The sequence below is a fragment of the Clostridium sp. DL-VIII genome (assembly GCF_000230835.1).
In the GTDB taxonomy this organism is placed as follows: domain Bacteria; phylum Bacillota; class Clostridia; order Clostridiales; family Clostridiaceae; genus Clostridium.
Genome location: NZ_CM001240.1, coordinates 3449543 through 3470624 on the forward strand (window position 1 = coordinate 3449543; position 21082 = coordinate 3470624).

19 protein-coding genes are annotated in these 21082 nt (G+C 27.7%); 15 read left to right on the plus strand and 4 right to left on the minus strand.

Going from position 1 to position 21082, the window contains the following annotated elements; genetic code table 11:
• Positions 1-211 precede the first annotated feature (211 nt).
• The 13 genes from CDLVIII_RS15895 to CDLVIII_RS15950 all read left to right on the plus strand — a co-directional run bounded on the left by CDLVIII_RS15895 (position 212) and on the right by CDLVIII_RS15950 (position 16832).
• A complete protein-coding gene (locus CDLVIII_RS15895; protein WP_009170468.1) occupies positions 212-1627 on the plus strand; it encodes a TldD/PmbA family protein in 1416 nt (471 codons plus the stop codon).
• A complete protein-coding gene (locus CDLVIII_RS15900; RefSeq protein WP_009170469.1) occupies positions 1627-2931 on the plus strand; it encodes a metallopeptidase TldD-related protein in 1305 nt (434 codons plus the stop codon). The genes CDLVIII_RS15895 and CDLVIII_RS15900 overlap by 1 nt, the downstream gene beginning before the upstream one ends.
• Before the next feature lie 270 nt (positions 2932-3201).
• A complete protein-coding gene (locus CDLVIII_RS15905; RefSeq protein ID WP_009170470.1) occupies positions 3202-3873 on the plus strand; it encodes a response regulator transcription factor in 672 nt (223 codons plus the stop codon).
• Between the two features lie 2 nt (positions 3874-3875).
• Positions 3876-5387, plus strand: coding sequence for an ATP-binding protein (locus CDLVIII_RS15910; protein WP_009170471.1), 1512 nt, complete (start codon positions 3876-3878; stop codon positions 5385-5387).
• 273 nt (positions 5388-5660) lie between these two features.
• Positions 5661-6890, plus strand: coding sequence for a hypothetical protein (locus CDLVIII_RS15915; RefSeq protein ID WP_009170472.1), 1230 nt, complete (start codon positions 5661-5663; stop codon positions 6888-6890).
• A gap of 276 nt (positions 6891-7166) precedes the next feature.
• Positions 7167-9164, plus strand: a complete 1998-nt coding sequence (locus tag CDLVIII_RS15920; protein WP_009170473.1) for an ATP-binding protein — start codon at positions 7167-7169, stop codon at positions 9162-9164.
• A 256-nt stretch (positions 9165-9420) separates the two neighbouring features.
• A complete protein-coding gene (locus CDLVIII_RS15925) occupies positions 9421-10542 on the plus strand; it encodes a DUF6348 family protein (protein WP_144005382.1) in 1122 nt (373 codons plus the stop codon).
• Positions 10543-10969: 427 nt separating this feature from the next.
• On the plus strand, positions 10970-11566 hold the full coding sequence (locus CDLVIII_RS15930) for an FMN-dependent NADH-azoreductase (RefSeq protein ID WP_009170475.1): 597 nt from the start codon (positions 10970-10972) through the stop codon (positions 11564-11566).
• Between the two features lie 229 nt (positions 11567-11795).
• Positions 11796-11951 carry a hypothetical protein gene (locus CDLVIII_RS31380; protein WP_009170476.1) on the plus strand — a complete coding sequence of 52 codons (156 nt, stop codon included), beginning with the start codon at positions 11796-11798 and terminating at the stop codon, positions 11949-11951.
• Positions 11952-12057: 106 nt separating this feature from the next.
• Positions 12058-12981 (plus strand): ribonuclease Z, encoded by a 924-nt coding sequence (locus CDLVIII_RS15935; RefSeq protein WP_009170477.1) that lies wholly within the window; start codon positions 12058-12060, stop codon positions 12979-12981.
• 343 nt (positions 12982-13324) lie between these two features.
• Entirely contained in the window at positions 13325-14026 is a 702-nt protein-coding gene (locus tag CDLVIII_RS15940; RefSeq protein ID WP_009170478.1) for a lysophospholipid acyltransferase family protein, read from the plus strand.
• Positions 14027-14042: 16 nt separating this feature from the next.
• On the plus strand, positions 14043-16049 hold the full coding sequence (locus CDLVIII_RS15945) for a TetM/TetW/TetO/TetS family tetracycline resistance ribosomal protection protein (protein WP_009170479.1): 2007 nt from the start codon (positions 14043-14045) through the stop codon (positions 16047-16049).
• Between the two features lie 72 nt (positions 16050-16121).
• Positions 16122-16832 (plus strand): SprT family zinc-dependent metalloprotease, encoded by a 711-nt coding sequence (locus CDLVIII_RS15950; protein WP_009170480.1) that lies wholly within the window; start codon positions 16122-16124, stop codon positions 16830-16832.
• A 48-nt stretch (positions 16833-16880) separates the two neighbouring features.
• Here CDLVIII_RS15950 and CDLVIII_RS15955 read toward each other — a convergent pair whose 3' ends face one another.
• Positions 16881-17330 (minus strand): DMT family transporter, encoded by a 450-nt coding sequence (locus CDLVIII_RS15955; protein ID WP_009170481.1) that lies wholly within the window; start codon positions 17328-17330, stop codon positions 16881-16883.
• A 13-nt stretch (positions 17331-17343) separates the two neighbouring features.
• Positions 17344-17766, minus strand: a complete 423-nt coding sequence (locus CDLVIII_RS15960) for a DMT family transporter (protein WP_009170482.1) — start codon at positions 17764-17766, stop codon at positions 17344-17346.
• A 171-nt stretch (positions 17767-17937) separates the two neighbouring features.
• On the opposite strand from CDLVIII_RS15960, the gene CDLVIII_RS15965 reads away from it, so the two are divergent.
• A complete protein-coding gene (locus CDLVIII_RS15965; RefSeq protein ID WP_009170483.1) occupies positions 17938-18630 on the plus strand; it encodes a cyclic nucleotide-binding domain-containing protein in 693 nt (230 codons plus the stop codon).
• Between the two features lie 193 nt (positions 18631-18823).
• On the opposite strand, the gene CDLVIII_RS15970 is transcribed toward CDLVIII_RS15965, so the two are convergent.
• Positions 18824-19933 (minus strand): DEAD/DEAH box helicase, encoded by a 1110-nt coding sequence (locus CDLVIII_RS15970; RefSeq protein WP_009170484.1) that lies wholly within the window; start codon positions 19931-19933, stop codon positions 18824-18826.
• Between the two features lie 314 nt (positions 19934-20247).
• On the opposite strand from CDLVIII_RS15970, the gene CDLVIII_RS15975 reads away from it, so the two are divergent.
• Positions 20248-20676, plus strand: coding sequence for an Rrf2 family transcriptional regulator (locus CDLVIII_RS15975; protein WP_009170485.1), 429 nt, complete (start codon positions 20248-20250; stop codon positions 20674-20676).
• 83 nt (positions 20677-20759) lie between these two features.
• Here CDLVIII_RS15975 and CDLVIII_RS15980 read toward each other — a convergent pair whose 3' ends face one another.
• Positions 20760-20942 carry a hypothetical protein gene (locus tag CDLVIII_RS15980; protein WP_009170486.1) on the minus strand — a complete coding sequence of 61 codons (183 nt, stop codon included), beginning with the start codon at positions 20940-20942 and terminating at the stop codon, positions 20760-20762.
• Between the last annotated feature and the right edge of the window lie 140 nt (positions 20943-21082).

Consider the following 21082-nt stretch of genomic DNA (forward strand, 5'->3'; position numbering starts at 1 on the left):
ACCAGAGAGGTATCTTTTGAAAAATCAAAAGATACCTTTTTTATATAACTAATAAAAAAGATTTTCTAGAGTTCTTTGAAAAATTTTCTGTATTCTATAAAATTTAAGAAAATATATGTATAATGGTATATATTGTGATTATTAAAAACTAAATTGTGATATTTTTAAATTAAAGTATAAATTTTGATTGGTTAAAAAAGGAGGAGATTTAGTGAAGGTATCAAACTCAAAATTTTTAGTGAGCAGTAAACCAGTTATAAGTAAGTTAATCACTATGCTATCTAAAAATTATAAATATGTCTCAGTACTTGGAACAGATACAAAAGGAAAAAGCTTTAGAGTGTCAAAAGCAGGAATAGATGTGAATGATTCTATGTTAGTTGAAAGGGGATTTGTTATAAGAATACATAATGGAATAAATTACTCAGAGTACTCATTTAATGAATTAAGTGAGGAAAAATTGGATTCTATTGTAACAAATATTAATAATAAACTCAATAAAGCTTCTGAGGATATATCTATAAATTCATATGAAATAATAGAAGAAGACGAGATTAGAGACAACCTTTTAGGTGAAGTTAAGATAAATCCAGAAGAAATAGGATCTGATGTGATTATAAAATCCTTAGTAGAGATCAAAGATGATGCTTTAGCTTATTCAGATTTAATTGTAAATGTGGATGTGATATATAATACTTATCATATATCAAAGCTATTTATGTCTAATAAGAAAGAATTGGAACAATCATATATGCTGGGAGAGGGATATATATTTTCTGTAGCGAGAAGAGAAGAGAAAACAAAATACTGCTATAAATCTTTTTCAGGATTAAAGGGCTTTGAAATAATTGATGAACTTAAAGAAAAGTATAGGAGTATTGTAGAACAAAGTATAAAGTTACTTGATGCTAAGACGGTAGAACCTGGTGAATATGATGTAATATGTGCTCCAGATGTATCAGGATTAATTGCTCATGAAGCTTTCGGACATGGGGTTGAAATGGATATGTTTGTGAAGAATAGAGCTAAGGGTGCAGAATATATAGGAAAGCAGGTAGCTTCTGCTTCAACTACTATGCATGATGGAGCAGCAGCAGCTAAGCATATGTCCTCATATTTGTTTGATGATGAAGGAACCATAGGAACAAATACTGTAATAATAGAAAATGGAATATTAAAGAATGGCATCTCAGATTTGTTGTCTGCAATAAAACTTGGAACTATTCCAACAGGAAACGGTAAGAGACAGTCCTTTGAAAGAAAAGCCTATGCAAGAATGACAAATACATTTTTTGAAGCTGGAAATGATAAAGTCGAAGATATGATTGCTTCAATAAAATATGGTTATCTCCTTGAAGGAGTATTTAGTGGAATGGAAGACCCTAAAAACTGGGGGATTCAATGTATAGTCCTTTTGGGTAGAGAAATTGAAGATGGAAAACTTACTGGGAAGTTAATATCCCCAGTAGTAATTACAGGTTTTGTTCCTGATTTATTAAAATCAATTTCTATGGTCTCTGAAGAGGTTCAGCTAGATGGAGCAGGATATTGCGGTAAAGGCTACAAAGAATTTGTAAAGACTTCATCTGGCGGACCATACATCAAAGCGAAAGTGAGGTTAGGCTAATGCTTGAAAGAATAAAGCAAATTCTTATAAATAATACAGAAATTGATGGCTATAGGATAATTGAAAGTAAAGTGGAGTCAAATGAGCTTTTCTTTGTAAAAAAGAATATTGACATGGATAGAGCTAAAGATGTACATCATTTCAAAATAACAGTTTATAAAGATATTAATGAAAATGGAAAAACATATAGAGGTTCAGCAACAACAAATATACATCCAACAATGAGTCATGAAGAAATAGAAAAGTCAGTTGATGATGCTTTATTTGCAGCACAATATGCTAAGAATCCGTATTATCCTTTAGTGAAACCAGTATCAAAATATAAAACAATGAAAACAAGTGAATTTGAAAGAGAAAGTCTGCCATATTGGATGAGCGAAATAACAAAAGCAGTTTATAGAAACGATAATTATGAAAAAGGTGGAATTAATTCCTGTGAAATTTTTTTGAACAAAGTATATACTCATATTGTAAATTCTGAAGGAGTAGATACAGAATCTATAAATTATGACTGTATGGTTGAATTTATTACTACATGGAAAGAAGCAAGTGAAGAAGTAGAATTATATAAATGCTTGAATTTTTCTGAGTTAGATAAAGATAAAGTGGCTAAAGAGGTTGAAAAGATAATTAATATATGTAAAGAAAAAGCTATAGCAAAAAACACCCCTAAGCTTGAGAAAACAAATGTATTACTTACTGGTGATGCAGTTAAAGATATATTTTCTTTTTATTATTCAAAAAGTAATGCAATTACAGTTTATAGAAATGAATCTACATGGAAAATAGGTGACAAGATTCAAGGTGAATATGTTGCGGGTGATCTTATAACAATGATACTTGATCCATTTATGAAAAATTCAACTAGTTCGGCAAGCTTTGATGAAGATGGATTTCCTTTAGAGTCTGTGACTATATTAGAAAAAGGTATATTAAAAAGATACATTGCGGATAATAGATATGGTCATTATTTGAATGTACAACCGACTGGAACAATAGATAATATGATAGTTTTGGGTGGAAGTAAAACAATCAGTGAATTAAAAAATGAACAGCATATTGAAATAGCTGCATTTTCAGATTTTACTGTAGATGAACTAACTGGAGATTTTTGTGGGGAGATAAGACTTGCTTGGTATTCCGATGGGGAAAATTCTACTTCCGTTACAGGTGGCTCTATTTCCGGAAATATAAATGAATTGCAAAATGAAATGTTTTTATCCAAAGAAGTCCAAAAGCATAATAATTTTGAAGGACCAAAAATGGTAAAATTATTAAATGTAACAGTGACTGGAATTGAGTAAAATGGAAATTTTAATATAAGAGAATATAATTGTAAGAATTAGTTACCTCATATATAAACTTTATAATGTTTAAATATGGGGTAATTTAAATGAAATTTAATCTTATTTTTGTATATGCATTATGGCTTTAATAGGGATTACGTATGTGATAATCATATGTCTTAAATTTAATCAATATTTATAAAAAGACGTTTATATAGAATTTGTGACATAGTTGTAACAAAAAATACTTATAATTAATTAATATATTGAAATTTGCGGAGGGATAGGATGAAGGAAAATAAGATATTGGTAGTAGATGATGAACCATTAATAAGAAAGCTTGTGACTGACTTTTTAAAAAAACAAGGTTATAGTACTATTGAGGCAGAAGATGGTAAAAGGGCTATGGAATTGTTTTGGAAGGAAGAAAATATAGATTTGATAATTCTTGATGTAATGCTGCCTGAATATGATGGATTTACTGTATGTAGAGAAATAAGAAAAAAATCTAAAGTTCCAATAATAATGTTAACAGCAAGAGGAGAAGAATTTGATGAGGTATTTGGATTAGATATTGGAGCAGATGAATACATCTCAAAACCTTTTAGCCCTAACATATTAATAGCTAGGGTAAATGCTGTACTTAGAAGAACAAGCTTAACGAATGACGATGTGAAAAAATTTAATGGATTAACAATAGATCATAATGCACATCAAGTTGCAATTGATGATTCTATAATTGATTTAAGTCCCAAAGAGTATGAACTATTGACTTATCTTTCGGAAAATTATGGAAAGGCATTAAGCAGAGAACAAATACTTGATAAAGTATGGGGCTATGATTACTATGGTGATTTAAGAACAGTAGATACACATATAAACAGGCTAAGAATAAAATTAAATGAAAAAAGTGATTACATACAAACTGTGCGTGGTTACGGTTATAGATTTGAGGAATGAGGATGAATAGATCAATAAGATCAAAGCTTTTTTTATCAATAACAGTTTTGTTGATATTATTTATTGGAGTTTTATGGCTGGTTAATAATTTGTATCTTCAGCAATATTACATTCAAAATAAAGAAGATATACTAAAAGAAAATGCACAAAATTTGGTTAGCATGTATACAGGAGATCCTGATGATATTCAAGATGAATTGGATAGGGCAGCTAATATAACGGGTGGTAGTATTGATATCTTTGATAAAAACGGGAAGCTTGTTTATAAATCTTCAAGAAGAGCACCAATGGAGAAAAATGTGGTTGACAATATGAAAAAAGGATTTAGAGGAAATATAGTTCCACCACCAAATTCACCAGAGGATACGGATAAACTTAAAGATTCAAATGAATATGATGAAGGTAAGTTTTATTTTGAAAATAGATGGGATATGCAGTTAAAAATAGATTTTTTAACTCTTGTAACTAAATTAAATAATGGTGATTTACTCACCTTAAGGGTTCCTTTAGTTTCAATAAAGGAAAGTGTGGATGTAGCAAACAGATTTATACTTATGATAGGTGGAATAATTGTAGCATTAGGAAGTATAGTAGCATTTTGGTTTTCAAAGAGATTCACAAAACCCATACTTGAAGTAAATAATATTGCTCAAAATATGGCTAAATTTGATTTTAGCAAAAAGTGTAGAATAAGTGGTAGAGATGAAATCGGCCAGCTTGGCCAAAGCATTAATTATTTATCAGGAGAGCTTAATAGAGCAATTACGGAATTAAATATAAAAAATCAAAGGCTTGAAGAAGATATAGAAAAAGAAAGAAAGATAGATGAAATGAGAAAGGAATTTATATCAAGTGTTTCGCATGAGTTAAGAACACCACTATCTTTGATACAAGGATATGCAGAAGGTCTTGCAAGTAATGTAAACGAAAGTGATGAAGATAGAAATTTTTATTGTAATGTTATCATGAATGAAACGAATAAAATGAATAAGTTAGTTAGAGATCTATTAAATCTTTCGCAAATAGAATCGGGTTATTTCCATATAGAAAAAACTGAGTTTAATTTAACAGCCTTAATAGAATATGTAATTAATAAATATGGATCAATTTTTGAAGAAAAAGATATTAAAGTGCAGTTTGAAAATAATGAAGAGATAATTGTATCTGGAGATATGACTAGAATTGAACAAATACTTACTAATTATATTAATAATGCAATTAATCATTTAGACAATAATAAAGTTATTAATATAAATAAAGTAGTTATTAATGAAAAAGTAAGGGTAAATGTATTTAATACAGGAAAGCATATACCAGATGAATCCTTAGAAAAAATATGGAATAGCTTTTATAAGGTGGATAAAGCAAGAACAAGATCTTATGGAGGATATGGTCTTGGCCTTTCGATAGTAAAGGCTCTTGTGGAACTTCATAATAATGCCTGCGGAGTGGAAAACATACAGAATGGAGTGAATTTTTGGTTTGAACTTGATATGGTAAACACTGCAACATAGCTAAAAAGAGCTGTCGCACAAAGAATAAAACTACAATGATATTGTATTAAATTTTAAGACAAAATATTGTGGTTGAATTTCTTAATGCGGTAGCTCTTTTTAGTTGAGAGTAAATTTAACGTTTATCGTGGGCATATAAAATCTTAATAAAAAAGAGAAGTATGAATAGAAAAAGTGGGTAGCGGTTATAAAAATATGATATAATAATTGTAATAATTTTCCATAAAATATAGATATATATTTAGCATTAAAGTAAATTAAAGGAGGTATAAGATGATAAGGAAGTTAAAAATAACTTCGATTAAGTTACCATCAAAGACTATACTAATATGCATGATGATTATAATTATATCATTAGGGAATGGACTAATGGCTAAAGGTACAGAAATAAATATCGCTTCCTCAAATGTTATTTCAAATGATAAGGTGAATGAAAATGATTTTATTATTGATCCGCCAATTAAATTTTATGAGAATATAAAAAAGACAGAGAAAATAGCAAATATAAAGTTTAAAGTACCTGATTTTTTACCAGATGAAGGTAAAGTAAATGGCTTTGAAATAATAAAACTATCTGATAAGGATAATGCAGTAGGAGTTTTATTTGAAGGTTCTGAAAGTAATTTTTCATTTTTAGTTTCAGCAAGTGACCCTGTAGAAACCTTAAAAAAAATAGAAAATAATAGGACAAAAGCTATTGGGAATATTAAAGTTGATGGTCAGAAACAGCCTTTGAAATTAGGAGATATTAATGGATTAAATGTTACAATAATTACTACTTTACCAGCGAGGAAGATAGGGGATAAGTATTTAAAAGAAAGCCAAAAAGTAAGCAACTATTATATATGGAAAAATGAAGGGTTATGGTATAGCTTAGAATATAATTCAACTTCTAAGAGTGAAGAAAATAGTAACATTTTAGTTAACATATCAAAAGAAGATATTATAAATATAATAAAATCTTTAAACTATCCAGAGAAAGTCAAAAACTTAGATTATTCATTATTTAGAAATGCTTCAACAGGAATTTCTGCACTAAATATTTATGATATGGAGGATTTAGAGAAGGCTAAGACCTTACTTGATTTTAACCCTAAATTCCCATTAAATATTGGAGAAGATATAAAAATAACTGGAGCAATAGTTGGAATATCAAAAGAATGCAATAAAAAAGATGATATATCCGAGTATAAACTTAATAATTTTTATTCAAATAAAGATGGTTCAATTATTTTTACGGAACAAAAAAAATCAAATATTTATGAGGAGCTAAGTAAGAATGGATTAATGTCTTATAAGGAAGATAATGCAATTCAACAAATTAAAGCAGAGAAATTAAATATTAGCAATAATCAAGTCTTTAAATATTTAAGTGAAGGTTGTATCCCTCAAGTGAACTATGTTTGGAGAGAAAATGATATATATTATTCGTTAAATATTTTTATAAATATTTTAAATTCTGATGAAATAGCTAAAAGCTTCATTGATTCCAAATCCATATAGTGATTGGAAAGTTAAATGATTAAGAGCTCTAATATAATAGTATTCCCATCGTTAAGGTATTTCTTTGAAGAAAATATCTTGATGGTGAGAGTACTATTATTTTATTGTTTCGAAAATTTGGGGGCATATTTTTAAAAACATAAGTGGAAAAATAATTTTACGATGTAACTTGAAAATAATGAAATAGAAAAGTAATATAAAAATAATGTTATTATACGACTAATAGAAGACTTTTATGCAATAAGATGATAAAATTATATACAATGGAGGACGATTATGTATAATTTATCAATTAATCAGAAAAAACTGATAGAGTTTTTTATTTTAGCATTTTTATTTTTGAGCTTGAATTTTATAGGAAAGCAAAATTACATATTATTTAATAATATTATAGAAATAATGACTGTCATTTTAGGTTTTACGCTAATAGTAGTTTCCATAAATACAATTAAAACTGGTGAAAATAATTACTTTCATATTTTGGCAATTATTTTTGGATTTGGCAGCATAATTAATTTATTTTATATATTACTTTCAGGTTATTATAATATAGGTATTCAATTAAATATATTTGATGAATACTATGAATGTGTTATGTTAATTATATCCTTTAATTATATTAATAAAAAAATTTATTGGCATAAGATGTTATACCTTCATATAATAATAGCAATTTTTATAGTTCTAGGCATTATTGGATTTAACTTTATTATAATAAGTTCTATGGATAAATATTTTTTGACTTTATTTTATCAGATAAGTAAAGGATTGCTTGCGATATGCTTTACTGTTACCTTGCTGGGTATTATGAAGTGTAAGGTAAATGTTTTAAATAATAATAAATATGGATTATTAATGGCAGTAGTATTTGAGATATTATCATGTATATCGTTTGTTATTTATGGTAATGTCTATGGAGCAGGTAATATATTAGGAAATTTGTTTAAGCTTATAGCATGTTATTATGCATTTAAAGCAACGTTAAAAGGTATAGTAATAGATACATATACCAATTTATTTCAAAAATTTGAAAACAAAGCTTATGAATTAGAAAATGTTAATGAAAAGCTTTATGAAGCAAATCATAAAATTCAAAATATAGAGAAACTGAATGAAAGATTCATTAATTTGATTCCAGATGGGCTTTTGATAGTGAGGGATAGAAAAATTGAATCTGCAAATAAAAGATTTTTAGATATGTTAGAAATAGATAATGAAAATGAATTAAAAAATAAGCTCTTTATTGAGATTCTTGATAAACAATATCATGGAATATTTTTGAATAGGATAAATTCACCAGATAAAGGCGTATTAGAGAGGCAGCAAGAGTATGAATTTGTTTGGAAAAATAGAAAGAAATGGGTTGAAACAACATCATTAATTGTTAATGATGAAGATGGAGAATACATTATTTCAGCAATAAGGAATATTGAAGATAGAAAAAAGGCTGAGGAGGCAGTACAATTATTAGAATTAAAGAGAAAAGAAGAAAATATGAAAAATGACTTTTTTGCCAATATATCTCATGAGTTGAGAACTCCAATAAATGTAATATATTCAGCACTCCAAGTAGAGAATAACTATTTAGAAGATGATAGTGCTAAAAAATTGATTCTTAAATATAATAAGATTATTAGGCAAAATTGTTTAAGACTTATGAGATTGATTAATAATATTATAGATATTACAAAAATTGAAACAAGCTTTTTTAAACCAAATTGTAAAATAGAAAATATTGTTTCTGTTGTAGAAGATATAACTATGTCAATTATTGAATATGCAGAAAGTAAAAAAATTAAATTGATATTTGATACCGAAGTTGAGGAAGCTTATGTAAGTTGTGATTCGGATTTAATTGAAAGAATTATGTTAAATCTATTGTCAAATGCCGTAAAGTATGGGAAAGAAAATGGCGGCATAGAGGTTTATATATGCAAAAGCAGTGAAAACAGCATATCTATTTCCGTAAAAGATGATGGGATAGGGATACCGGATGAAATGAAAGTAAAAATATTTGATAGATTTTTAAAAGTAGATAATAGTTTATCAAGAAGGACAGAAGGTAGTGGTATTGGACTATCTCTTGTAAAGCAGCTTGTAGAAATTCATAAAGGTACTATTACTTGTAATAGTAAATTAAATGAGGGGTCTGAATTTGAAGTAATATTTCCGACAGTTGAATATTCCATAAATACACCTAATACTGAAGAAATTAACCAACCTAAAAATGCGATAAAACCTACAGAAATAGAATTTTCTGATATATATTATTAGTTTATAACTAACAATTTAATTTAGACTAAAGAAGAAGGATAGTAGTTATTAATGAAACTGCTATTCTTTTATTATTAAAGAAATTAATTTTTATGTAGAAATTTGTATAAAAACAAAAATGTAAAAAAGTAGAATAATATGATATAATTATATAAAATATTAGCATTAGAGGTATATTACGAAGTTTATTTGTAAATTTTGATATTAAGCGGAAAGGGTCACAGGATGAATGTTTTTATTTAATAAGAAGCAAGTTATGACAAACGAGGAAAAAATATTGGGATATTTAAAAAAAGCAATTCCAAGCAGTAAAATTAATGGTAATGGTGTATATTTATCCAAATATAAGCTGACGATTGAGCCTCATATAGGAAAAATAGATAATAATAGTTTGGCTAAGGTAGTGGATTTATTCTTTAACATAAAACATGAACTATTTTGTGAATCTTTTATAGAATCAGCTACAGGAATAGGAAAAAATCTTGAGGAAGCATTTCAACAATGTGTAGATCATTTCTTAGTGGGACCTCTCTATGTTATTAAAAATTGTATAAGTGGTAAAAGCAACGAAAATTTTGAAACTACTTTTTTAGGCAAAAGAAAAGGCTGGCAGTTGTTTCAAGGTTCTATTCAAGGTATTAGCGATGAAGAAGAAAAAAAATATATACGGATTTGGAGTATAATTGGAGAAAAAGCAAAAGCTAGATTAGGAAATAAGAAAATTTATTGGATTAAAATATATATTGGCAAATTTTCAAATGGTGAAATTATTTCTAAGTGCCGTATTAATGGAGTTTATAATAATGAAATCAGTGATGATATTTCGGAGTATATAAAAACTTGGAAGGGTAATAGAGATATCTACTCTTTAAAGCAATATTTTCTAATAAAGCAACATAGTGAAACGTATAGTGAATATGAATTCTCAGAAGAAACTGTTAAAGAATTCACGAAAAGGGCTGTTAAGGTTCTTGGAGTTTGTAACTCAGAGGAAAAACTCCGAGAATTGAATGATGATATTTATAAAATTACTGGAGATTTAAATTTAGCTTACGAAATAAAAAGTTTTATACCAGAAATGCTTTGTGAACTAGTATTTAGAAATGTCAAATATGCTGATAAAATTAGTATAATTAAAGATAACAATAGAAGTTTAGAATTTTATAAAAATCAGTTTACAAGTTATTATTGGATCTATAGTGAATTGGCAAACAATTATTATCATAGAAATATTTTGGAAGAAGAGATTAAAACGATAATTTTATTAAGTTCAAGTTATGAAGTGATTAACAATGCACTAGATACTGGAACTAAGATTCAAGATTTAAAAAATTTAGAAATAACTCTATATGCTTTTAAAGAATATATTCCAGCATGATTTTGAGAAAGCTAATTAGAAGGTTAAAATAATATTTAACGTTAACAATGTTATAGGTTTTAATTTAAAAGCTATCAGTAGAATGAGCAAATTATAAAAAAGTACTCATCATTAATTTAAATATAAATCTCAAATAAGACTTATTCTCATATTGAATGAGTCTTATTTGATGTGAGATGTAAATAAAAAATATTTACATTAATTAGAAAGATGTGGTATAATTTTCTTAAATAATTATTATTAATTAACAATAGTTAAAACTAAAACGTAAATAATATTTTAACTTCTTAAAAATTAGGATTATTAAAAAAATTTCATATATTTTAATAATATAAATAAGTGAAAATACACACACTTATTTATAGAAAGTGTGTGTAAAAAGGTATAAATAAGAGTATGTTAATGAATTAAGAAAGGAAGATAAAAAATGAGTAAAGTATTGTATATAAAGGTTAATAATAAACCAGAAGGGCAGTCACGAACTTTTAAAATTTCAGATAAATTTATAGAAGAGTATAGGAAAAATAATCCAAATGATGAGATTGTGACTTTAGACTTATATAAAGAAAAGATAGATTTTTTAAAGGGGGAAGATTTAGGTACAATATTTGGACCTAAGAATGAGCAGAGCCGCAATCATCCAGTTTTAAAATACACATATGAATTTGCTGAAGCTGATAAATATGTAATAGCATCTCCAATGTGGAACTTAAATATCCCATCTATTTTAAAAGCGTATATAGATTATGTTAGCGTAGTAGGAATAACTTTTAAATATACAGAACAAGGTCCTATAGGACTTTTAGAAAATAAAAAGGCTTTGCATATAGCATCAAGAGGTGGTGCGTATTCAGGAACTCCATATGAAATGGATGGAATATATTTGAGAAATATTCTAAGTTTCTTTGGTATTAATGATGTAAAAACCATTGCAGCAGAAAAGTTAGATGTTGCAGGTGAAGATATAGACAAAATTTTGCAGGATGCAATAAACGAAGCATGTGAAATTGCCAAAGATTTTTAAAGAAAATAAATTACTTTTTATAGTAGTATATATGGAATAGAAACCATAAGTTTTGAATAATTACTTATGCGTTATTTTAATAAATTTATGATATTTTTGCTTTGTAAAACATAATTTATACTTTATGTAATATTGACGTATAAGTTATGTTTTATTTTGTTTATATATATAATGTATTAGAGATGATGAAGTGATTTGTTAAAAAATCACACTATATATAGGAGGAAATATGAATAATAAAAGTATAGAAATGATGAAAAAACTAATAGAAGAAAAGAAACAAAAGGGAAATAGCATTAAAAACAGTAAGAAGGCTTCAAAAGTAATTGGGAAAGCATCAAAGGGTGTTAAAGTAGGTAATGGTGGCGGACTGTTTGATAAATAGTAATTAATATGAACATAATATTATAAATAAAGGATAGAAAAACTATATTCTATTTTACCTGAGAAAAAATCACATAGAATTGTATTAAGAAAGGGGATTTAGGCAGATGGTTGATTTGCTTTTATTAGGTTGTGGTGGTGGAATGCCTATGCCTAATAGGTTTTTATCATCTACATTATTAAGTTATAAGGGAAGAAAGATTCTTATTGATTGTGGAGAAGGAACGCAGGTATCTATGAGGATATCTAATACAGGATTTAAAACTATTGATATTATATGTATAACTCACATTCATGGGGATCATATTGTAGGTCTGCCAGGCCTCCTTGGAACTATCGGCAACAGCGGAAGGACAGAGCCAGTGATAATAATAGGACCAGAAGGAATATGTGATACAGTAAATAAATTAAGAGTTATAGCTAATTGGCTTCCATATGAAATTAATATAATAGAAAATCCAAAAGAGCGCCTTGAAATGAATAAATACTCAAATTTAGATGTTCAGATCTCAACTATTGAATTAGAACATTCATCACCTTGTATAGGCTATTGTTTTAACTTTAAAAGACAGCGCAAATTTTGTGTAGAGAAAGCTGAAAAAAATAATGTTCCTAAGATTTTATGGGGGAGACTACAAAAAGGAGAGGAAAAGATTAGCCTAGATGGGATGGAATATATTAAGGAAATGGTACTTGGAAATGAAAGAAAAGGAATAAAAATCAGCATTATAACAGATACAAGACCAATTGGAAAAATACATAAATTCATCGAAGATAGTGATTATTTTATTTGTGAAGGTACTTATGGAAATGATGAAGATTTGCCTAAGGCAATTAAAAATAAGCATATGACTTTTAGGGAAGCGGCAAATTTAGCCAAAAGAGGAAAAGTTAAAAAGCTATTACTCACTCATTTTGGCACTGCCATGAATATGCCAGAAGAGTATTTAAGTAATGCAAAAGAGATTTTTAATAATACTATAATAGGTTTTGATAGATATAACATAAACTTAAATTTTGAAGAAGATTAATGAATAAGTAATTTAAATTTCTAGGAATGGAAGTCAGTAAATATAATATTTTATAAGCAAAAGACCTACGCTAAGATAAGATGTGAGGTCTTTTTTATATGTTGCAGTTAAAATCAAAACTAAAAGTAAAGAAGTTTGAAATAATATTTGCAGTAACTTTAAAATAAATATGTTTACTTGCTAAAAAATATAGTGTTAGCAAATAAGTAAAAAAAAGAGTATAATATTTTAGGAATTTACACAGATGGGCAAAAAACAGTAATTATGTATGTTATTATAAAGATAAATTAAACTATGAAATTATATTAGTAAAGACGAAAGAAAAAAGGAGAATTATGGAAATATGTTATTAAAAAAATTACATTATGGCTTTTATATGATATGGCTGAGGCTTAAAGGCTTTAAATTTGAATTTATTAAGAAAACAAAAGGTGAAAAGTCAGCACTTATTTATTTGCAAAAGGTTGCATATAATTGGAGCAAGTTTACAATTGATATAATAGGAATAGATTTAGATATACAAGGTTTAGAGAATATTCCTAAGGAAACTTGTGTGTTTATTGGGAATCATTCAAGTATATTAGATATTCCAATATTACTTTATACTACAAATAGAAATTTGGCCTTCATATCTAAAAAAGAAATTCTTAAAGCTCCAATAGTAGGATATTGGCTTAGAAGAAATAAATCTGTAACTTTAGATAGGGAAAATCCAAGAACAGCTATTGATACGATTAATAAGGCTGTCAAAAATATAGAAGAAGGAACTACCATGGTTATATTTCCTGAGGGAACTCGAAATAAGGAAGGAAAAGTTGGAGCGTTTAAAAAAGGTAGTCTAAAACTAGCTACAAAGTCTAAGGTTCCAATAGTACCGGTAAGTATAGATAGGGCATCAAGAGCATTTGAGGACACAAGAGAGTTTAGATCTACAAAAATAAAAGTTGTCTTTGGAAAACCTATAGATACTAAGAAGATATCAAAGGATGACGAAAAAGATTTGGTCGAAAATATAAGAAATATAATTATATCAAATTTGAAATAAAAATAAGGATGATTTTATGAAAAAGACAATAGGAATATTAGCACATGTTGATGCTGGAAAAACTACTTTTTCTGAACAGATACTTTATCATACTAATAGCATAAGAAATAGAGGAAGAGTAGATCATAAGGATTCGTTTTTAGATAGCCATAGCATTGAAAGAGAACGTGGAATAACTGTATTTTCAGATCAAGGAATATTTGAATTTAATAACTCTAAATATTATCTAGTTGATACTCCTGGACACATTGATTTCAGTACAGAGATGGAAAGAGCAATTGAAATTATGGATTATGCTATAATTGTTATAAGTGCGGTTGAAGGTGTTCAGGGACACACTCAAACAGTATGGAATTTACTTAGAAAATATAATGTTTCAACTATATTTTTTATTAATAAGTTGGATAGAGTTGGAGCTGATAAAGATAGAGTTATTAAAGAAATAAAAAAAGATTTAACAAAAGATATATGCTATTTAGAGAATGATTCTTTAGGGATTAATAATAATTTCAGTGAAGAATTAATTGAATTCATAAGTGAGTATGATGATGAGCTTTTGGAAAGATATTTAGAAGGAAACTATGATTTTGGTATCTGGTTAAACACATTTAAAATTCTTATAAAAGAAGGTAAAGTATTTCCTTGTTTTGGAGGTTCAGCCCTTCAGGATGAAGGAATTGTGGGATTTTTAAATGTTTTTGATAAGCTAAGTTTTACTAAATATGATGAAGGCAAAGAATTTTCAGGGCGTGTATATAAAATACGCCATGACGAAAACGGTAATAGAATAACGTTTATAAAAGCTCTATCAGGAACTTTAAAAATTAGGGATGAAGTTAAATATGGAGGCGAACTTAAAGAAGAATCAAATTTAGAATCGACTTCTAAGTATATTAATGAAACTTGTGAAAAGATAAGCAGCATTAGAATATATAATGGAAGTAAGTTTAAACCTGTAGATGTTGTTAAAGCAGGGGATTTATTTGCTGTTTCAGGTCTTTCAAAAGCAGTGGCTGGAGATGGAGTTGGAACACTTAAAGAAAAGACGCACTATGAAATGATTCCAACTTTAATGTCTAAAGTTATATTTGATAATACTTGTAATGTACGTGAGGTTTTAGGTTATTTTAAAATATTAGAAGCTGAAGATAACGCCTTAAATATAATATGGAATGAAGCACTCCAGGAAATTCATGTCCATATAATGGGTAAAATTCAATTAGAGGTTTTAAAAGAAATAGTACAGGAGCGATTTAATTTAAGTGTTGAATTTGGTCCATGTCAAATTCTTTATAAAGAGACAATAGAGGATGAAACTATAGGATGTGGTCATTTTGAACCTTTAAGACATTACGCTGAAGTTCATTTAAGAATTGAGCCACTGCCAAGAAACAGCGGAATTGTTTTTGAAAACAAATGCCATAGTGATGACTTGACTTTTGGAAATCAAAATTTAGTTAAAACTCATATTTTTGAAAGAGAACATCATGGCCTTTTAACTGGAGCATCAATAACAGATATAAAAATCACTCTTTTAACGGGGAGAGCTCATAATAAGCATACATGTGGCGGAGATTTTAGGGAGGCAACTTTTAGAGCATTAAGACAAGGATTTGAAAAGGTAAAAAATATATTATTAGAACCATATTATAAATTTGTGATTGAGATTTCCAGTGAGCATATAGGGAGAGTTCTATCGGATATACAAAGATTAAATGGAATCTTTGAACCAGCGGAAATAGAAGGGGATAGAGCGAGAATAAGTGGAAGAGGACCAGTTGCAACATTTATGGACTATAGTATGGAAGTTATAGCCTTTACTAAAGGAAAAGGAAGTATAAATTTGATGTATGATGGATATGATGTTTGTCACAATAGCGAAGAAGTAATACAAAACAAAGGATATAAGAAAAATGCAGATATAGAGTATACGTCGACATCTGTGTTCTGCTCACATGGCCAGGCATATCTAGTGCCTTGGGATGAGGCAGATGAAGCAATGCACTGTGAAGTGAATATATAAATAAATTTTATAGATTATAAATCCCAATTAAGTTTGGGGGTAGAAATTAAATTTGAAACTTTAGGAGAAAGTATGAAGCTGAAATTTAATTATAAAGGAAATGAAATAGAATTTAGTATAATTCGAAAAAAGAGAAAAACTATTTCTATCAAAATTGAAGAAGATGGAGATATTGTTGTTGGAGCCCCTTTAAAAATAAGCAGTGAGTATATTTTACTTGTTGTAAAGAATAAAGCTGCTTGGATTATAGATAAGCAGAAAGAATTAAAGCTAAGGGGGACTAAAAGAGCTAAAAGAGATTTTTCAAAAGATAGCACTTTTATGTATTTAGGAAAAGAATATCCGTTTAATTTGATTTTTGAAGAAAAAAGGAAAGATATATCAATTGAATTATGTGATGAATTTAAAATATATACAAATACATTTGATGTAGAAAAATTGAAATTAGAATTAGAGAAATGGTATAGAGAAGAAACTTTTAAAATTGTAACGAGAAGAATAGAATGTTATTCAAATAATTTTAAGGATAAGGTGACAGCTATAAAAGTAAAAGAACAAAAGAGAAGATGGGCGAGCTGTACTGGGAAAAACGCTATTTTATTTAATTGGAGAATCAGTATGGCTAGAGCCGATGTCATAGATTACATTGTAGTACATGAGATGTGTCATATGGATCATAGGAATCATTCAAAGTATTTTTGGAATAGAGTTGCGGAGATAATGCCAGATTATAAAGAAAAGCATGAATGGCTTAAATCAAATGGAATGAATCTATTTATATAAACCTATTTTGTGTCAGATTAAATTAAATGCAGAAGTTTTTTTCTGCATTTAATTTGGTTCGGCTGATTTTTCAGCTTCTGAATCAACGTGAAGGTTATACGCTAGCCCTGCAACTACAAGGAATCCACCAACAATCTTAGCAAAAGGAAGTGTTTTAAAGGTTATCCAATCTATAATTATTCCTGTAAAAAGCTGTCCTATAAATATTATTAAAGTTGCATAAAAAGACGACATTTTCGGAGTTATAACACTATTTAATATTACGATAACCACACCTAATATACCACCTAAATAAGCATAAGCTGGAATATTATAAAGCTGACTGAGTGTAATCGTATCTCTAAAAATTAAAAACAATATTAAAGCAGCAAATATGCCAGTTAAATAATTGAAAAAACTTGATTCTATTAAACCAACAGTCTCCGAAAGCTTGGTGTTAAGAATCCTGGAAATCACAACAATAGCACCAGCAGCAATTGAAATTAGTACATAAAACATAAAATCCTCCTTTTTAGGCAAAAGCCATAACAAAAATTCCTAAAGTAATTATTAGTAATCCAATAAATTTTTTCTTATTAAAAGATATTTTCGGCATTCCTAAGAAACCATAATGATCAAAGGCCAATGAAGTTAAGAGCTGCCCCAAAAGCCCTAATGCGACAGGGAGAGAAACGCCAAGAACTGTGTAGCTTAAATTGTTAAACATAACTGTAAATACACTAATGGCACCGGCAATATAAAGATATAAAGGTAAGTTGTTTCTAAAAGAAATTCTTATTCTTTTATAGAGCATTATTACTATTACACCTGCAAATCCAATAAGGTGAATTATAACTAAAGAAGAGTAAGTGTCTAGTCCATTTGAGAGATTTCCATTAAAAACTATCATAATTGCAATAAGTATTCCGATTAATAATGATAAAAAATTGTACATACGTTTCTCCTAAAAAATAAATTAATATTTATTAGCTAACCTCAACATATTAGTTAAATATAAATTAAACATGAAGAGTTGCTGTTTATATTTTAAGCGATTATAATAAAATATAAATAGGACATAGGTCATGTTTTGAAATTATACTTGGAATTTTTTAAGGAGAATATGATGATAAAAATAGATGATAATAAAAAAATAGAAAGATACGTCGAGAAATATAAACTCAATAATATATTCTCTAATGATATGGGAGAACATATGATGTTATATATGTTTAATAAGGGCGATTATATATGCAAGGAAGAAGAATATTTAGATAAGATGTTTTTCCTAGTTGATGGAAAGGCAAAGGTATCCAAACATCTAGAAAATGGCAAATCATTGCTGATATCATTTTATATACCATTTACAATAATAGGCGATGTTGAATTTATAAAAAATAATACAACAGATTGCAGCGTACAAGCAATAGAAGATACTTATTGTATAGGTATAAGCTTTGATATTGTAAGAAGCGAATTAATAAAAGATTGCAAATTTTTAATTAAAATATGTGATTATTTAGGCGAAAAGTTAACAAGTAGCAGTAATAATAGTTCCATAAATTTGTTATATCCATTTGAAAATAGGCTTGCAAGTTATATAGTCGCATTTGCAAATATAAAAGATGATGAAAATAAAAAATTTATGTTTAAAGAGAATTATAACGAAATAGCTGAACTTCTCGGAACGACGTATAGGCATTTAAACAGGACTTTAAATAAGTTTTGCCAAGATGGTATTTTGGAGAAGAACAATAAAGAATACATAATACAAGATTATGATAAATTGCTGTATTTAGCAGGAGATTTGTATAAGTAAATTTTGGGTATAAGTTTTTCAATATATATGTTGAAATTAGTTCTTTGCATTTTACATTTGGATATGTACTTAATATACAGATGTAAAATGCAATTTTATTATTGCAAAATATATATTTAATATAAAATTAAAAATGGACACTGGATTTCATTAAAATATCCAGTGCCTCTAGTGCGTATTTGCAACTTTTTATTTATACTTCTATAATTCGTCTGCTTATCTTAAATCCAATTGTATCTTCAATTTCTCTCAAAGATGTCATATTCTTTGGATCAATAAACATACAGGTATATCCGCTTTCACCAGCTCTTCCTGTTCGGCCTATACGATGAATGTAACTTTCCACATTTTCAGGAATATCATAGTTATAAATATGAGTAATACCGCTTATGTCTATACCTCTAGCTGCTACATCTGTAGCAATTAGATACTGAATATCTGCATTTCTAAAAGATTTCATTATTCGTTCTCTTTTATTTTGAGGAATGTCACTATGCAATTTTACACAATTATATTTACGTGTATGTAAGACAGCTTCAAGTTCATCAACTCTTCTTTTGGTTCTACAAAAGATGATAGCCATAAATGGGTTATCTTCATCCAATACTTTGCATAAGGCTTCTCTTTTATTTCTATCAGTGGTTTCGACTACATCCTGTTTAATTGAACTTAGAGTTACTTCTTCCTTTTGAACTGATATTTCAATAGGATTTGTCATAAATTTATAAGCTAATTTTTTTACTACCGAATCCATAGTCGCAGAAAAACATAGCATTTGCTTTTTCTTAGGCATTTCTTTTATTATTTCTTCTACTTCATTTTTAAATCCCATAAATAACATTTGATCAGCTTCATCTAAAATAAATGTATTAAGATTACTTAAAACAATGGACTTTCTTCTTAAATGATCCAAGAGTCTTCCAGGAGTAGCAATAATTAGCTGGACATTGTTATTTAATTTTTTTAATTGGCCGGCAATGTCTTTTCCGCCGTAGGTAGCTAAAATATTGATTCCACTGGCTTCGTTGAGCTTGTTAGCTTCATTAGTGATTTGAATAGCTAATTCCCTTGTTGGAGACAATATAAGAGCTTGGATGGTGTTGGATTTGGGATCGATTTTTTCAAAAAGCGGAAGTAAAAAAGCAAGAGTCTTTCCAGTACCAGTTGCTGCTTCAGCTATTATATCTTTTCCTTGTTTTATAATTGAGATACTTTGTTCTTGTATTGGTGTAGGGGAAGTGATTCCGGATTTTTCCAATATATTTAATAAATCTTCTTTTAAATCTAATTGTTTAAAATTCATTTTTTCATACCTTTCATAACTGACAATAAAATTGATTCGTATATATTTTGTTAAATACTATTCTTTATAATATAATTATTAGTTATTAAAAGTCAACTAATATGAAAAAATATGTTTACAAACAAAGTGTGTTAAATTAGAATAATAGGATATAATGTACTAATAATATAGGTATACTATAATCTGGAATAATTATGTCAGAAAAAAGAAAAGTTATAGAAAATTAAGTATTACTGCTAAATATATATAGTTGATTTTCTATAAATGTCTTAATATAATTAAATATAGAAAGAAAGGTAGGATATGGTGATTTTATGAAAATTTCAACAAAAGGTAGATATGGATTAAGAGCATTAATAGATATATGTATATATTCATCTTCTGAAATGGTTACAGTAAAAAGTATATCAGAAAGACAAGGAATATCTGAAAGGTATTTAGAGCAAATATTTTCATCTTTAAGAAAAGGCGGAATAATAAACGCGAAAAAAGGAGCACAGGGAGGATATTTCTTGGCTAAAAGTCCTAGGGAATTTAGAATAGGAGATATTTTAAGCGTTCTTGAAGGAGACTTACTTTTAATTGATATAGAAAATGATGACAATGAAATTGAAAATTTTATGAGTGAAAATTTATGGAATGTTATAAATAATAAAATAATAAATTTCTTTAACTCTATTACATTAGAAGATTTAGTCAATGACTATAAGAAACATAATAAGGAAGATATGTATTATATATAATTATCAATTAGACAAAACTTAAAATATATTGTGTTAATGTAAAAGTTTATGTAAAGGCCTACTATTATTGTAGGCTTATTTTATTATAGTTTGATACTCTTTAATCTATTTTTTAGTTCATACATTTTAACTTCTAAAGCATCTATTTTCTTATCTAATAATTCAATATTCCTAGCATCAGTTACTTTGGATTTTTCATTTAAAGTCCGATCAATGTCTGTCATAACCTCAAGTAACTTTCTAAATAAGTCATACGCTGTTTCCATTTTATCAAATCCTTTCAATAATAAATTTAATAACTCGATCGTAATCAATATATTCAAGTTATTAAAAAAGGTTACAAACATTAAAAGTGATTTTATTTTTGTTGAAATTTTTTACTGATTGTAGATTATAAAACATGATG

Bases quoted from the DNA above. Each gene is read 5' to 3' on its own strand.
- CDLVIII_RS15900 (WP_009170469.1), top strand. From the start codon at position 1,627: ATGCTTGAAAGAATAAAGCAAATTCTTATAAATAATACAGAAATTGAT.
- CDLVIII_RS15905 (WP_009170470.1), top strand. From the start codon at position 3,202: ATGAAGGAAAATAAGATATTGGTAGTAGATGATGAACCATTAATAAGA.
- CDLVIII_RS15910 (WP_009170471.1), top strand. From the start codon at position 3,876: ATGAATAGATCAATAAGATCAAAGCTTTTTTTATCAATAACAGTTTTG.
- CDLVIII_RS15915 (WP_009170472.1), top strand. From the start codon at position 5,661: ATGATAAGGAAGTTAAAAATAACTTCGATTAAGTTACCATCAAAGACT.
- CDLVIII_RS15920 (WP_009170473.1), top strand. From the start codon at position 7,167: ATGTATAATTTATCAATTAATCAGAAAAAACTGATAGAGTTTTTTATT.
- CDLVIII_RS15925 (WP_144005382.1), top strand. From the start codon at position 9,421: ATGACAAACGAGGAAAAAATATTGGGATATTTAAAAAAAGCAATTCCA.
- CDLVIII_RS15930 (WP_009170475.1), top strand. From the start codon at position 10,970: ATGAGTAAAGTATTGTATATAAAGGTTAATAATAAACCAGAAGGGCAG.
- CDLVIII_RS31380 (WP_009170476.1), top strand. From the start codon at position 11,796: ATGAATAATAAAAGTATAGAAATGATGAAAAAACTAATAGAAGAAAAG.
- CDLVIII_RS15935 (WP_009170477.1), top strand. From the start codon at position 12,058: ATGGTTGATTTGCTTTTATTAGGTTGTGGTGGTGGAATGCCTATGCCT.
- CDLVIII_RS15940 (WP_009170478.1), top strand. From the start codon at position 13,325: ATGTTATTAAAAAAATTACATTATGGCTTTTATATGATATGGCTGAGG.
- CDLVIII_RS15945 (WP_009170479.1), top strand. From the start codon at position 14,043: ATGAAAAAGACAATAGGAATATTAGCACATGTTGATGCTGGAAAAACT.
- CDLVIII_RS15950 (WP_009170480.1), top strand. From the start codon at position 16,122: ATGAAGCTGAAATTTAATTATAAAGGAAATGAAATAGAATTTAGTATA.
- CDLVIII_RS15955 (WP_009170481.1), bottom strand. From the start codon at position 17,330: ATGTTTTATGTACTAATTTCAATTGCTGCTGGTGCTATTGTTGTGATT.
- CDLVIII_RS15960 (WP_009170482.1), bottom strand. From the start codon at position 17,766: ATGTACAATTTTTTATCATTATTAATCGGAATACTTATTGCAATTATG.
- CDLVIII_RS15965 (WP_009170483.1), top strand. From the start codon at position 17,938: ATGATAAAAATAGATGATAATAAAAAAATAGAAAGATACGTCGAGAAA.
- CDLVIII_RS15970 (WP_009170484.1), bottom strand. From the start codon at position 19,933: ATGAATTTTAAACAATTAGATTTAAAAGAAGATTTATTAAATATATTG.
- CDLVIII_RS15975 (WP_009170485.1), top strand. From the start codon at position 20,248: ATGAAAATTTCAACAAAAGGTAGATATGGATTAAGAGCATTAATAGAT.
- CDLVIII_RS15980 (WP_009170486.1), bottom strand. From the start codon at position 20,942: ATGGAAACAGCGTATGACTTATTTAGAAAGTTACTTGAGGTTATGACA.